This is a genomic window from Microbacterium sp. MMO-56 (assembly GCF_037146215.1).
Taxonomy (GTDB): domain Bacteria; phylum Actinomycetota; class Actinomycetes; order Actinomycetales; family Microbacteriaceae; genus Microbacterium.
Genome location: NZ_JBBCVW010000020.1, coordinates 1 through 14,207, shown reverse-complemented (window position 1 = coordinate 14,207; position 14,207 = coordinate 1). Strand labels below are relative to the sequence as shown.

The 14,207-nt window shown below is 67.3% G+C and carries 12 protein-coding genes and 1 tRNA gene; 10 read left to right on the top strand and 3 right to left on the bottom strand.

The window, feature by feature from the left end; translation table 11 throughout:
• Positions 1-93: 93 nt before the first annotated feature.
• Together WFI00_RS15485 and WFI00_RS15480 are read left to right on the top strand one after the other, a co-directional pair.
• Positions 94-3,786 carry an AAA family ATPase gene (locus tag WFI00_RS15485; RefSeq protein WP_336633297.1) on the top strand — a complete coding sequence of 1,231 codons (3,693 nt, stop codon included), beginning with the start codon at positions 94-96 and terminating at the stop codon, positions 3,784-3,786.
• Positions 3,776-4,006: a hypothetical protein gene (locus WFI00_RS15480; protein WP_336633296.1), complete on the top strand. Its 231-nt coding sequence runs from the start codon at positions 3,776-3,778 to the stop codon at positions 4,004-4,006. Before WFI00_RS15485 ends, WFI00_RS15480 begins: the two co-directional genes overlap by 11 nt.
• On the opposite strand, the gene mscL is transcribed toward WFI00_RS15480, so the two are convergent.
• The 3 genes from mscL to WFI00_RS15465 are packed head-to-tail and all read right to left on the bottom strand — an operon-like array spanning position 4,003 to position 5,337.
• Positions 4,003-4,410, bottom strand: a complete 408-nt coding sequence (gene mscL / locus WFI00_RS15475; RefSeq protein ID WP_336633295.1) for a large conductance mechanosensitive channel protein MscL — start codon at positions 4,408-4,410, stop codon at positions 4,003-4,005. The two genes, WFI00_RS15480 and mscL, sit on opposite strands and share 4 nt — an antisense overlap.
• Positions 4,411-4,441: 31 nt before the next feature.
• The gene (locus WFI00_RS15470) at positions 4,442-4,711 is read right to left on the bottom strand and encodes an FmdB family zinc ribbon protein (protein WP_336633294.1); all 270 of its coding nucleotides are present in this window, start codon (positions 4,709-4,711) and stop codon (positions 4,442-4,444) included.
• 29 nt (positions 4,712-4,740) lie between these two features.
• On the bottom strand, positions 4,741-5,337 hold the full coding sequence (locus WFI00_RS15465) for a 5-formyltetrahydrofolate cyclo-ligase (RefSeq protein ID WP_336633293.1): 597 nt from the start codon (positions 5,335-5,337) through the stop codon (positions 4,741-4,743).
• A gap of 72 nt (positions 5,338-5,409) precedes the next feature.
• Here WFI00_RS15465 and galU point away from each other — a divergent pair, with 72 nt between their 5' ends.
• The 8 genes from galU (at position 5,410) to WFI00_RS15425 (ending at position 13,993) form a co-directional block, all read left to right on the top strand.
• Positions 5,410-6,288 carry a UTP--glucose-1-phosphate uridylyltransferase GalU gene (galU, locus tag WFI00_RS15460; protein ID WP_336633292.1) on the top strand — a complete coding sequence of 293 codons (879 nt, stop codon included), beginning with the start codon at positions 5,410-5,412 and terminating at the stop codon, positions 6,286-6,288.
• A 31-nt stretch (positions 6,289-6,319) separates the two neighbouring features.
• Entirely contained in the window at positions 6,320-6,949 is a 630-nt protein-coding gene (locus tag WFI00_RS15455; RefSeq protein WP_336633291.1) for a GNAT family N-acetyltransferase, read from the top strand.
• Positions 6,950-7,093: 144 nt separating this feature from the next.
• Entirely contained in the window at positions 7,094-8,014 is a 921-nt protein-coding gene (locus tag WFI00_RS15450; protein ID WP_336633290.1) for a large exoprotein, read from the top strand.
• 66 nt (positions 8,015-8,080) lie between these two features.
• Positions 8,081-8,153 (top strand) — tRNA-Ala (locus WFI00_RS15445).
• Positions 8,154-8,505: 352 nt separating this feature from the next.
• Positions 8,506-9,081 (top strand): recombinase family protein, encoded by a 576-nt coding sequence (locus WFI00_RS15440; protein WP_336633289.1) that lies wholly within the window; start codon positions 8,506-8,508, stop codon positions 9,079-9,081.
• Complete coding sequence (locus tag WFI00_RS15435) at positions 9,053-10,096, top strand: recombinase family protein (RefSeq protein ID WP_336633288.1); 1,044 nt, start codon at positions 9,053-9,055, stop codon at positions 10,094-10,096. Before WFI00_RS15440 ends, WFI00_RS15435 begins: the two co-directional genes overlap by 29 nt.
• 928 nt (positions 10,097-11,024) lie before the next feature.
• A complete protein-coding gene (locus tag WFI00_RS15430; RefSeq protein WP_336633287.1) occupies positions 11,025-11,573 on the top strand; it encodes a hypothetical protein in 549 nt (182 codons plus the stop codon).
• Entirely contained in the window at positions 11,570-13,993 is a 2,424-nt protein-coding gene (locus WFI00_RS15425; RefSeq protein ID WP_336633286.1) for a hypothetical protein, read from the top strand. The genes WFI00_RS15430 and WFI00_RS15425 overlap by 4 nt, the downstream gene beginning before the upstream one ends.
• Positions 13,994-14,207: the final 214 nt, after the last annotated feature.

Sequence of the window (14,207 nt, the reverse complement as noted above, 5' to 3'; positions counted from 1 at the left end):
CCGCCCCCAATCGGGCGAAACCCGCCGCCACAACCGGAATCCGGCGCCGAACGCGCCTAGGGTGTCGGTGTGTGGCGAGCAGACGGAGGTGCCGTGCGCGGCGATGACGACGCCGAGCACGAGCGTTCGGTGACCCCGACGGATCTCGACCTGTCCGAGCCGGGGGTGGTCGTGGCGCACGTCGCGGAGGCCGAGAGGGCCCGACTGCGCGAAGAGGCCGCCGAACTCGGCGGCCGATCCACGCTGCTGCACTACACCGACGCCGGCGATGCGGGCATCGACATCACCAAGGCGCACCCGGGCAGCCTGCCCCAGTTCATCACCGGGCGCTCGACCCTGCTGTCGAACCTCTTCCGCGACGAGGTCGCCCTGCGCACGGCACGGCTCGCGGCCGAGCGCATCGCGGCCAAGGACGTCGAGCTGCGCACCGCCCGCGGCCTCGACACGGTCAACCTGGCGGTCGCGATCGCCGCGTGGCGGATCGGCGGCGTCTCCTACGCCGCTCCGGTCTTGCTGCGTCCCCTCGCCATCCGCCGTCACCACCTCGACTTCGACCTCAAGCTGCACGGCTCGTTCACGATCAACCCCGAGCTCGTCGAGGCCGCGCGCACCCACTTCGGGATCGCGCTCGACGGCCGGGCGCTCGCCGCCCTCGCCTACGACGACGGCGTGTTCAAGCCCCAGCCCGTCATCGACCACCTGCGGGCCCTCACCGCGCACGTGGACACGTTCACCGTGCTGCCCCGGCTGGTCGTCTCGACCTTCGCCGACGTCTCCTCCGACATGGTGCGCGACGCCGCCGATCTCGACCACCCCGTGCTGAACGCGCTCGCCGGCCACGCCGCCGATCGCGAGGAGCTCACCGTCCCGCGACCGCTGCCGCCCCTCGTGGGAGCGGACGACCGGCCGCCGGCGTCGGACCGGCTTCTTCTCGACGCCGACGCGGAGCAGGAGGCCGTGCTCGCGCGCATCCTCGCCGGGCAGTCCCTCACCGTGCAGACCCTCCCCGGCACGGGCGGCACGCAGACCGTCATCAACGCGGTCGGCGAGTTCGTCCGCGCGGGCAAGCGGGTGCTCGTCGTGAGCGCGCGGCGCTCGACGCTCGAGGGCGTGCGCCACCGCCTCGCGGGGATCGGGCTTCCGGGCCTCGCCGTCTCGCCGACGCAGCTGCACCGCGACCTGATCCGCGCCATCGGACGCAACGAGAAGGCCGAGCAGCCGAAGGTCGCCGAGGTCGACGACGCGCTCGTGCGCCTGCGGACGGTCCTGCGCGACTACCGCGACGCGCTCACCCAGCGCCACGCGCAGCTGGGCGTCTCGCCGCTGGAGGCCCTGCGCACGCTCACGACCATCACGGGCCGCACGCCGCAGCCGGCCGCCGAGACGCGGTTCGACCTGCGCACGCTGCAGCTGCTCTCCACCCGACGCGCCGAGGCGGCCCAGGCGCTGTCGACCGCGGCGCGCCTGGGGGAGTTCCGCTTCGGCCCCGACGACTCGCCCTGGTACGCCGTGGCGTTCGCGACGACGCAGGAGGCGACCGACGCCCACGCCCTCGCCGGGCGGCTCCACCGCACCGAGGTGCCGGCGATCCTCGAGCGCGGGTACGAGCTGATCGCCCAGACCCGGATGCGCCCGTTCACGACGCTCTCGGAGCTCGGCGCCTACATCCAGCTGCTGCAGGGCATCCGCGGCTCTCTCGACCGCTTCAGCATCACCGTGTTCGAGCGCCCTCTGGGCGAGCTGATCCAGGCCCATTCCGCGCGCCGCGACGCCCCCGACATGTCCGGTGCGCAGCGTCGGCGGCTGAAGCAGCTGTCGCGCGAGTACGTGCGCCCCGGCATGCACGTGACGGACATGCACGAGGGTCTCGTCCGGGTGCAGCAGCAGCGCGGCCAGTGGCAGCAGCTCGTCGACCCCGGCGTCCTGCCGGAGGTGCCGATCGGGCTCGACGACGTCGCCGCCGCGTGGCAGCGCGTGCACGCCGACCTCGGCGCCCTCGACGCCGCGCTGGGGCGCACGGAGCCGCTCGCCTCGCTGCCCGTGCCGTACCTGCTGCGGACGCTCGCGGGCCTCGCCGCCGAGTCCGACGTCTTCGACAACCTCGTCGAGCGCGCGAGCCTGCGCGACCGTCTGACCGAGCTGGGCCTGGACGGACTGCTGACCGAGCTGTCGGTCCGCCACGTCCCGGAGGAGCACGTCGCCGACGAGTTCGAGTTCGCGTGGTGGCAGTCGGCGCTCGAGGCCATGCTGCGCACCGACCGTGCGCTGCTGGGAGCCAACACGTCCGTCGTCGATCGTCTCGAGCGGGACTACCGCCTGGTCGACGACGCCCACGCGGGCTCCGCCGGGCCCCTGCTCGCCGCCGAACTCGCGACGCGGTGGAAGATCGCCGTCGTCGACGAGCCGCAGGAGGCGAACGCCCTCAAGCACGCTCTGCGCTCGGGGGCGACGAGTCCCGTCGAGCTCCTCGGCGTCGCGCCGACTCTCGTGCGGACGCTCGCGCCGGTCTGGCTCGCGTCGCCCTACGAGGTGCCCTCGATCCCCGCGGACGCCCCCTTCGACGTCGTGATCGTCGCCGATGCCGCGGCGCTCTGCCTGGCCGAAGCTGCGCCGGCGCTCCGTCGTGCGCGGCAGGTCGTCGCGTTCGGCGACCCCGTGACCCAGCGTCCGACGCCCTTCCGGGTCGGCGCCGGCGACCCCCAGATCGAGGATCGCAGCGAGGTCGACACCGACGAGGTCAGCGTCTTCGAGCGCCTGGCCGAACTGCTCCCCGGCGAGACCCTGACGCGCAGCTACCGCGCCGGCGGTGAGGACCTCGCCGAGCTCGTGAACTCCGCCTTCTACGGCGGGCGACTCGTCTCGCTGCCCTGGGCGGGGTCGTACCTCGGCCGCGGGAGCCTCAGCGTGGACTACGTCGAGGGCGGCTTCGGCGCGCCCGACCCGGTCACCGGCGCCGTCGAGAGCCCCGACGCCGAGGTCGCCCGGGTGGTGACGCTCGTCGTCGAGCACGCCGTCAACCGTCCCACCGAGTCGCTCATGGTCGTCACCGCGTCGCGTCGGCACGCCGAGCGCGTCCGAGCCGCCGTCGCCTCGGCTTTCGCGGGGCGGGCCGACGTCGCCGACTTCGTCGGACGCGACACGGCCGAGCCCTTCGCCGTCCTCGGGCTGGAGGAGTCCGTCGCCGAGAGCCGGGACCGCGTCGTCTTCTCGCTCGGGTACGGTCTCACGCGGCACGGCCGCGTCCTCAGCGACTTCGGCGACCTGTCCGGCGACGACGGCGAGCGACTCCTGACCGTCGGGATGACCCGCGCACGCCGCTCGATGGTGATCGTGTCCTCGATCCGCCCCTCGGCGTTCGACGACGGACGTCTCGGATCGGGAGCCGCCACGCTGATGTCGATCCTCGGCGGCATCGCCGCCCGCTCCCGCGAGGCGCGTCTCGAAGACCTCGCCGATCCGCTCACCCTCGCCCTCGCCCGCCACCTGCGGGCGCGCGGCGTCTCCGTCGACGTCGACTACCGCGGCCAGCTGCCGATCGTCGCCCAGTACCACGGCAAGGCGGTCGTCGCCGAGAGCGACTCCGACACGGTCCACGATTCCCTGCGCGAGACGCTGCGCCTGCGCCCGCAGGTGCTGCGCCGCCTCGGCTGGCACTACATCCGCGTGCACGCCTTCGACCTGTACAGCGACCCCGCGGGCGTCGCGGACCGCATCGCCGCGATCCTCGGCGTGCCCCCGGAGGCGGGGTCCGCGTACGAGCAGACCCAGCCGCTCGATGTCCGCTGACCTCTCACCCGACGGCGCCGACGACCTCGACGCGCCGCAGCGGATCGTCCGCGTCCGTGGCGCGCGGCGGGCGCGGCTGACACCGGTTCCGGGCACGGACGCCTCCCCGGAGAGGCCGGTCCCGACGACGGATGCCCCCGCCGACGCCCCGAGGGGCGTGACGGAGGCATCCGGTCCGAACGATGAGCGTCTGCGGCGCGACGTGCCGCCGCACTACTAGGACTTCTGCTTCTCCAGCAGGTCGCGGATCTGCACGAGCAGCTCCTGCTCGGTGGGGAGCTTCTCCTCGTCCTCGACGATCCCGGCCTTGGCGGCCTGCCGCTCCTTCCACACGTTCATCGGGTAGACGAACACGAAGTACACGACGATCGCCACGGCGAGGAACGTGATGATCGCGTTCAGCAGCCCGCCGAGCGGGAAGGTCACCGGTCCGTGCAGGCCCTGGACGGTGGGGCCGATCGCGCCGGTCGCCGCGTCGGCCTGCCAGACGAGGCTGATCAGCGGCGTGATGATCGAGTCGACGATCGCCGAGACGAGTGCGGTGAACGCGGAACCGATGACGACAGCGACCGCGAGGTCGATGACGTTGCCGCGCATGATGAAGTCCTTGAAACCTTTGATCATGGGTGTGCTCCTCCAGAGTCCGGCGATCGGGTCACGAACCCGACGGGGCAGACGACGACGTTGCGTCGGACTTCGATGATGTCGGAGTCGACGGCTTCGCGCCACCTCCCGCGCCGGAGGCGCCGGCACGCGAATCGGTGCGGTAGAAGCCCGAGCCGTTGAAGGTGACGCCCACCGACCCGTACTGCTTGCGGACGGGGCCGCCGCATTCGGGGCACTCGGTCAGCGCGGCGTCGCTGAAGGACTGGACGGCGTCGAAACGATGGCCGCACTGCGTGCAGGCATAGGCGTAGGTGGGCATGTATCTCCGTGTTCGGGGAGGGTGGGCTCTCAGCGCCGCGGCGGCGCGAGGGCGATGGTCTGCGTGGGGGTGACGACACCCGTCACCGGCTGGTCGTGCACGTCGCGGGGCACGTCGTCGAGGATCTCGCCGTCGAACACGACGGCGTAGACGGGCGGGCAGCGCTCCATCGACCCGATCGTCTTGTCGAAGTAGCCGCGGCCCCAGCCCAGGCGCATCCCCGTGCGATCGACCGCGGCCGCCGGGATGATCAGGAGGTCGACGTCGTTCACGGCCAGCGGGCTGAGCAGCTCGCCGACCGGCTCGGGTACGCCGAACAGACCCTCCGCGATGTCGCCGTCGGGGTCTGCCACCGTCCAGTCCAGCAACCCGTCCGACCGGGTGATCGGCAGCAGGACGCGGATGCCGCGAGCCACCGCGCCCGCGATGAAGGTGTGCGTGCCGGGTTCGGTCGGCGTCGAAAGGAAGCAGGAGACGGACCGCGCCCCCAACCGCTCGACGAGCGCATCCAGCTGCGCCGCGACGCCGGCCTCGTCCGCGCTGCGGGCCGCGTCGGAGCGCTGCTGCCGACGTTCGCGCAGGTCGGCGCGCAGGGCGCGCTTCGCGTCGTCGATCGCGTCGGGCATGGTCCGATTGTAGGTGTGTCGCCCGCCGCACGGCGTTCGGTTCCGTCAGAGGGCGGCGGATAGGGTGACATCATGAGCTCATCGCACATCAAGGCCGTCATCCCCGCCGCCGGACTCGGCACGAGATTCCTGCCCGCCACGAAGGCGATGCCGAAGGAGATGCTCCCGGTCGTCGACAAGCCGGCGATCCAGTACGTCGTCGAAGAGGCCGTCGCGGCGGGCGCGGATGACATCCTCATCATCCTCGGCCGGAACAAGAACAACATCTCGAACCACTTCGACTCGGTCCCCGAGCTCGAATCGAACCTCACCAACAAGGGCGACCTCGACAAGCTGCGCCGCGTGCAGGCGTCGACGGAGCTCGCCGACATCCACTTCGTCCGCCAGGGCGAGCCGAAGGGTCTCGGCCATGCCGTCCTCCGCGCCCGCCACCACGTGGGGGAGAGCACCTTCGCCGTCCTCCTCGGCGACGACCTCATCGACGAGCGCGACCCCCTTCTGAGCACGATGATCGCCGAGAACGCGAGGACGGGCCTCACCGTCATCGCCCTCATGGAGGTCGACCCCGACCACATCCACCTGTACGGTGCAGCCGCGGTGGAGGCGACCGACGATCCCGACGTCGTCCGCGTCACCGGGCTCGTCGAGAAGCCCAAGAAGGAGGACGCGCCCTCCAACTACGCCGTCATCGGCCGCTACCTCCTGACCCCGCAGGTCTTCGACATCCTCGAGCGCACCGAGCCGGGCAAGGGCGGCGAGATCCAGCTGACCGACGCCCTCCAGGAGCTGGCCGTCACCGACGGCGTTCTGGGCGTGGTGTTCCGCGGGCGGCGTTACGACACGGGCGATAGAGTGGACTACATCAAGGCCATCGTGCAGCTGGCCTCGGATCGCGACGATCTGGGCCCGGCGCTGCGCCCCTGGCTCAAGGACTTCGCGGAACGCCTGTGACGCGACACGCGGAAGCGTGAGGGGAGAGCACGTGGATCTGACGGTGCCGCGCCAGCACGGGCGCATCGGGATCCGCCTCATCCGGCAGCGCGACGCCAAGGTGCTGCAGGCGGAGCTGCTGGGCAATCGCTCGTGGCTGCGGCCGTGGGAGGCCACGAGCCCGGATGGACCCGTCTCCTTCGACATGCGCGCGGGCATCCGGCGCCTGCTGCAGCAGTACCGCGACGGCGGCGGCGTGCCCCTCGTCATGGAGTACGACGGCGAGATCGCCGGCCAGCTGAACGTGTGGGGGATCTCGCGAGGGTCCCTGTCGTCGTCGACGATCGGCTACTGGGTCAGCGAACGCTTCGCGGGGCGCGGCATCACCCCCACCTCGGTCGCTCTCGCGACGGACCTGTGCTTCCGCGAGCTGGGCCTGCACCGCATGGAGATCTGCATCCGGCCGGAGAATGCTGCGAGCCTGCGCATCGTCGAGAAGCTCGGCTTCCGCTACGAGGGACTGCGGCGGCGCTTCATCCACATCGCGGGGGACTGGCGCGACCACTACGCCTTCGCGCTCGTGCGCGAAGAGGTGCCCGAGGGCGTGCTGCAGCGCTGGGTGCGCGGGGCCGTCCCGGCCGGCGCCGCGACCGTGCCGCCTGCGGACCGCCTGCCCCTCTGACGGGGCTCATCGGGCCGTGGATCTGCCCGTGATCCTGCCGTCGGGGTCGCTGGCGACCCTTCCCGACCTTCATGTTCGACTCGAAGGTCAGACACGCGGGCCGGATGCCGAGGCGCGAGCCCTCCCGCACGTACCGTGGACCGCATGGGAGGCCAGGTTCTCGGCGGTGGTGTCATCGTCCTCGTCGCAGTCGTGCTGTGGCTCGTCTATCTGCTGCCCTCGTGGCACGGACGCCACCAGTTCAACGCCGCCGAGCGCAACGCCGTCCGCCTCAACCAGGCCCTGCGCGTGCTCGCCGAGACCAGCGAGACCCCGCAGGAGGTACGGCTCGAGCTGACCGCCCGCACCGCTCTGGCCCAGCAGCGTCTCGCGAAGCAGGTCCAGTCCGAGCGGGAGCAGGCCGAACTCGAACGTGCCCGTGCGGAGCTCGCCGTCGCCCGCCTGCAGGCCCAGGCCGACGCCGCGGCCGCCCGTGAGCGCGCGGCCGCTCAGGCCCATGCCGCCCAGGCCCGCCCCGAGGTCCGCCGTGCCCGGGCCCGTCGCCGTGCTCGGCTGCTGACGACGATCGGCGCCCTCGCGGCTCTCGGTCTCGCCGTCGCGGGCGGCCTCCAGCTCGCCGCGGGCGGCTCGGCCGTTCTCCTGTGGTCCGCCGCCGTCGTGGGCCTCGGATGCCTCGTCCTCCTGCAGCGCATGTCCACCGTCCAGCGCCGAGCCGTGGTGCGCGAGGTCGCGCCGGAGATCGTCCGCGTGGCGGGCGACCTGCAGGATGTGACCCTCGACTCCGATCGCGCCGGCTGGACCCCGCGGGAGCTCCCGCGGCCCCTGACCGCCTCGGCGGGATCGCGCGCGGCGATCGTGCTCGACCAGGCCGAGGCGCGCGAGGCGCTGCGTCGTGCGGCGCTCGACGAGCGGATGCGGGCGCGTGCCGAGGCGCAGCGTCCGCCCTCGATCGCCGCCCGCGCGGCGCGTCGCGACGAGGAGTTCGCCGGGGGACCGGGTGCCAGCGACGACGCCATCGAGGCGCACGTGCGCCGCCTGCTGGAACGGCGGGCATCCGGACAGTAGACGCCGTCGCGGAGGTCGCCTCGATTCGAACCGACGGCGACCACGTGATAGTGTGAATGAGTTCACGGGCCTATGGCGCAGTTGGTAGCGCGCCTCGTTCGCATCGAGGAGGTCAGGAGTTCGAATCTCCTTAGGTCCACCGAAATGGAAAGCCTCCAACTCCTCGCGAGTTGGAGGCTTTCAAGCTGTCCGGGGCGTGTTTTGGCGGGTTCTCGAGCTGTTCTGCGGCGTTTCGGGCGGTTTTCGGGTGTTTCGTCCGCGGGTGACATCCTTGCGCATTGGGTACCAACGGGACAGTGGAACCCTTGAATGTGGGCTTCTGATGGCCGTTTCGGTGCGGTCGGAGTTCTGGCCACCGAGCGGGTGGGCAGGCTGGGTTGGGCTCCGCTTCTGCGGGGCCTTTCTTGTGCCCGGCCGGTGTGCCGGAGAAAGCCCTTCACCTCTTTATGTCGCTGCTTGCCGTTCCCCCATCCGTTCCTTCCTCCTCGTCCGTGGTCTCGTTCGATCACGCTGACGGATCGTCCGCTTCTCTGGACCTGGTGTTGCGGGCGGTGTCGTATCTGCGAGTGTCCACTCGGGAGCAGGCCGAGCGTGGAGGGGAGCGGGAGGGATTCTCGATCCCGGCGCAACGGCAAGTGAACCGGAAGACCGCGCACGGGCTCGGCGCGTGGGTCGTGAAGGAGTTCGTCGACGCGGGAGCGTCGGCGACGTCCGCTGCGCGCCCGGCGCTGACGGAGATGCTCGAATGGATCCGCACCAACCGGGTCGGCATCGTGATCGTGCACAAGCTCGACCGTCTGGCACGGAACTGTGCGGATGACGTGCAGATCACCCAGGCGATCGCCGACACGGGTGCCGCGTTGGTGTCGAGTACGGAGGCGATTGATGCGTCGGCGTCGGGCAGGCTGGTGCATGGGATCATGGCGTCGATCGCGGAGTTCTACTCCCGCAACCTCGCCACCGAGGTCAGCAAGGGGCTTCGGCAGAAGGCCATGAACGGCCGCACCCCCGAACAAGGCGCCCGCCGGGTATCAAAACGTGCGGACCTTCGACGCGCAGGGCCGTGAGGCACGGATCGTGGAAGTCGACGAGGAGCGTGCGCAGATCATCCGGTGGGCGTTCACGACCTATGCGACGGGGGAGTGGAGCCTCCAACGCCTCGCCCGGAGCATGATCCAGCTCGGGTTCACCCTCGCACCCAGGGCGGGGAAGTCGCCCCGTACGCTGACGGTGAGTGTGTTGCAGCGGATGCTCCGTAACCCGTACTACTGCGGGATCGTCACCTACGTCGGCGTCGAGTACCCCGGCACGCACAAACCGCTCGTGGAGCCTGCGTTGTGGCAGCGGGTGCAGGATGCGCTCACGGCGCGGCGGAACACGGGTACCCGTGACGTGCACACGCACTACCTGAAGGGGCTGCTCCTGTGCGGGGAGTGTGGGTCGTCGATGATGTACAACCGGACGCGGAACAACCACGGGACGCTGTACTTCTACTTCGTGTGCCTCGGCCGCCACAGCGCCCGCACCAGCTGCATGTTAAGAGCGCAGCAGTTGCACCTGATCGGGAAGGCCGCACAGAGACTGATCCAGCAGATTAGTCTCACCCCGGAGGAGCGGGTGACCGTGGAGGAGCGGCTTCTCGCTGAAGCAGATGCGAGCGTACGGAATGTTGATACTGTACGCGCGGGACTCCAGGTTCGTGAGCAGGATTTGCGTGGGGAGCAGGAGCGGGTGCTCCGCGCCCACTACGTCGACGCGATCAGCACCGACATGCTCAAACGAGAACAAGACCGCATCCGCCGGGAACTCCTCGACATCGCACAACAACTCACCGTCATCGCGCAGCAGACCCGGCACGTGGCCTCACAGATCACGGAAGCGCTGGACCAGCTCGAGAACCTCGCCCACCGCTTCGACGTCGGCACTGAGCATGAGAAGCGGGCGCTCTGCCGGACGCTCTTCAACATGATCCACGTCCGGGCGGATGCCACGGTAGGTGCGGATCTACGCGTTCCGTTCGTAGGAGCTGGCTCCTACTGGCAAGCGGACGCCGAAGCATCTGGGCGTGCTGCTCCTCGCTGATAGGAACCGAAGCGCTACGAATCGCCGCAAGCGTGGGGAGCTCGTAGCTGTCGTCTTGCGGCCCGATGTGTCCCGTGGCCCCGCGTTCGCTGTGCAGCCAGAACTGCTCTGAAACGCGGGGACTTGCTTGCTCCTCCTCTTCCTCGCGAGGCATCGGTAAACTGGACTTGCCTTCGCGCCAGAGGGCGAGGTGACGGGCGCCGCTTGAGCCCATTGCGGTTCAGGGGAAGATATTGTCGGAGCACAGCGACTTAGAGCATCGACTTGAGGTCGCTGTCGAATCGAACGAGAAGTACAGATCGCGCGCCCGTGCGGTGTCTACGTTGTGTGCGGCCGCGGCAGGCGCACTAGCTGCCGGACTGATCCTTGCTCCGGCGGAGGCTGCCCCTAAACCGGCGCAAGTTCTTGGGCTGATTGCCATCACCCTCCTGATTGTCGCAACGGCCTTCAGTTTGGCTGCTAGTTCGGCTAGCTCCTATCAAACCGGTGGCAAGGCATCAGCAAGATTTCTGCACTCACTAGAGGTGTGGAGAATACGCACTAAACCGCCGCGAGATCGCGCACTTCGTCCAACCTACGAGGAACTCATCGAAGATGCGGGAGCCATTAAGAACGGCATAATCCGAACACTGAGTTGGGGACTATGGTCAGCCTCGTTCGCAGCGATTGTCCTGGTCGCGTCTCTGGTCGTTGCCACTTTCCTCAGCGATTCGAGCAGACTGGTGACCCTCGAACTTGATACGCCTCCGGATCTCGCTAGCTGCCCCGGCCTTGGACAGATATTCACGGGCGAGGTTCGAGACCGCGATCGAACCTCGAGCGTCACGCTGCTGCCGGTGGTTGTTTCAGCCGCGGAGTGCGGAAACTCGGATGGGGCGACTCTCTACCTCGACAAGTCCCTCGTGGCGATCGTGGACTGAGGACGCCGATGAGTTCTGCCGCCATCGTGATCGAAACTCACTTCCTCGCCCAAGTCGAAGACACGGCCAGATGGGAGGAGCGTTTCGACCTATTGGTGAACGAACTCGGCGAGGAGTACGGCTCCTACTTTGTATGGTCTGGTGGAAGCGCCACTGCCGATGTGGACATTGTTTTCATTCTATATCCTCCTGGTCATCATCAACGTATGGTCACAGACCGAGTCCTCGAGAATTACATATCGACTCGTGCTGGGCGGTTGACCCATGTCCACGTCATCGTGATTGGTCGAAACTCCAAGAATGTGAAGGTTCGAATCTCTGACGTCGTTGACATCGTGAATGCTCAATGCATCCCATGCGGTGTGAAGGCGGAGGCGTTTCGAGTGCTGCGTCCCGAAGACCTTGACGACGAGGTGCGGAAAACTCTTGTCCGACTTCATACGCGTCGGCAAGGAGGAACTCCGCCACCTCCAGATGAATTGTCACTTGCCGAGAGCTCAGGTGTGACAAACCCCGGCTACTCTCCCCGCCCTCCCTACGAAAGCAGTGACCTATGAACTCGTCAGACAACTGGGAGGTTGAGTGGCTTGTTGCGGCTCTCGCGCCGTGGACTGTCTCACCGCACCCGAACTTTCGAGATGACGAGGTCACCGGAGCCGCGGCACTCGCTCTTGTCACCGAGATGAGAGACCGAAGTGAGGGACACAGTCTCCAGCCGGAAGGGGACTCGTCTTCGGACTGGAGAAGCGTTCTCGTCGCCAACGCTCAGGGGTCGTTGGTGGTCAATACGCAGACAGCGTCGGCGGACAAGCTTCTCGAACTTTCCCGAGCGCAGGATGTGCCTCCAGGGGCTCGCGCGGCGGCCGCTCTATTCGGAAGTGTGGCGCTGTGTGAACTGGAGAGGCACAGCGAAGCTGTGAACGCACTTGCCGCTCTTCTGGACGAGCTCGGTGCTACTGCGGGCGATCCTTTGAACTACTCCGCAACCCAGCGCCTCATCATCGCCTCCTTGTATATGCAGTTGAGCGCTCGGCTTACTGAGAGCTGCAAGTTCGAAGAGGCACGCACTCGTGTCGAGCAGACACTTGAGTGGCTTCCCACGTTGAAGGATTCGAGCCTGCAAGAGTTTGCACTCTCAGGCGGAATAAGTTGGGGCGCCTCTACCGTGCAGCGAGATCTGATCCGCTCGGTAAGTAGCCACGCTCTGTCATTGAAATCGTATCTTGAGCAGATCGGAGGCCATACCTGGGTCCGCGTCGTGCGCGGACGCACGAGCTGGGTCGACATGCGGATGCAGTTCCGCTCTGCTGATCGCGACGAGATCGTGCTGAGAGACGCATTCGAGAGACGAATTGAGGCCGACTCCAACACTCAACACTTTGGAAGGATCACTGCCGATGGTGCGGGCTATCGATCGCTGACCCTCGCTGAACTCTCAGGACACCTGGGGTTTATGCGTGGCGAGCGCGAGAAGCTCGGGAAGGTGCTCATCCTGGAGCGGGGGGACAGCCCAGAGCGCGTGCGTGAGGCGGTGCGTCTCCTTCGTCAAGGGCGAGCGACGAAGGCTCTGCAAGCTGCGATTACGTGGATTCGGGCTCAAGGGCCCTCGATCTCCCTTGTGGAGGACGCTCTGATTGTCACGAGAAGAATCAATAGTTCTGGATGGTGCACCGAGCAAGACTTGCTGGTCCTTGAAGGTGCGTCCGACTTCCTTTCTCCACAGCAGAAGGATGATGCAATATCAGCGACCTTGCTTTTCGCGGAGACACCCCAACTGCAACGCCACATGAGTTGGAGCTCATGGGAGCGGCTTTGGAAGACAGTATCCCGACTTGTACCCGACAGCAGCCGCCACAACGAGATTGCTTCCCTGGCATATCGCTACATCGAGAAACAAGAATCGCTCACTCAGCCGGTTACGAACACTCTCGCACGCCTCGTCTCCTCTCTGGAATGGGGTGAGGTCGAGTCTGAAGTCTCGCATCAGTGGTCCAGCTTGGCAGAGGCTACCGAGCTCGATTTCGAGACGAGCGTGCTCCTGGACGCGATCGACGAGAACGTTCGCGGCGTTGTTCGACCGATACCAACTGACCTGGGACTCGACCGGGCCGCCCACCTCGCTGACCGTGGGCTACCCGATGAGGAAGATGGGGAGTCGGTTCCTGCGCTCACAAGTTACCTCGTCGCTCTCCTGCGGAAGGAAGCCGAGGACGCGTCCAAGGGAATGATGTCAGTAGGCGGCTATCAGACCGCTAACGTCGCTGCGGCTTTCGCACTGCGCTTCCCGAGCGATGAGCTTTGGGAGGAAATCGTGACACACCTCCTGGACAGCAAAGTGGACGCTAGCCTGAAGAACCTCGCGGTCGAGCGCCTCGCAGAGAACGTCACACGGCTACCCTCAGACGTTGCTACAAAGCTGCGTGAGGGTATCCAGTTGCTGATCGCTTCGGATCGCCGAGATGGCATGTTCACACAGTCCGAGTCTTCGGTCTTTGGTGAAGCCGTTCGTTTATCGGCTGCACTTGGGGCGATTCCGAGGCGCGACCTCCTTGAGACGGTGCTCCAACTCGCCACAGCCGGCGTGAAGGACCGCATCCAGGCCGCCAAGACGATTCCGCTGAGCATCTCTGAAGCCGACGTCACCTGGGGACACGTTCTTCTGCTTCAACTCTCACACGACCCAGACCCGTCCGTACGTGCAGCCGCCGGACACGCGCTGGTCAGATCCCTCGCAACATCGAGCGAACTCATCGACGCTGTCTACTCGCGAATCATCAACCTGCTAAAGAGCGACGGAATCAAGGTTCCCTTGGCTGTGCTCCATGCCGTGCAGCGAAGCGCACGGTCGCTTCGCAGGGAACTGGAGCCCCTCGCCGGTCAGATCAACGTTCTAGCTTCTTCCGAAGGGAACTACCTCACCCAAGGTGCAGCCAGAATCTGCCTGGAGATGCTTTCGAACTCGGATCTAGATATCTGACTTCCGACAAGTCATCTGGATTGGCTAAGGCGATGGAGCAGCATGACGGTGATCTTTCCTGGAGCTTGACCCGCTTTTCCGGACACCGAGTTTGGGCGATGATGGGACTGCTGCACGAGTAGGTGACATCTGATCTGGCTTGCCCGTGGGGTGGGCCTGGAAGGATGTTGCTGTGCCCAAGCCCTACCCGTCCGAGTTCCGTGACGACGTTGTG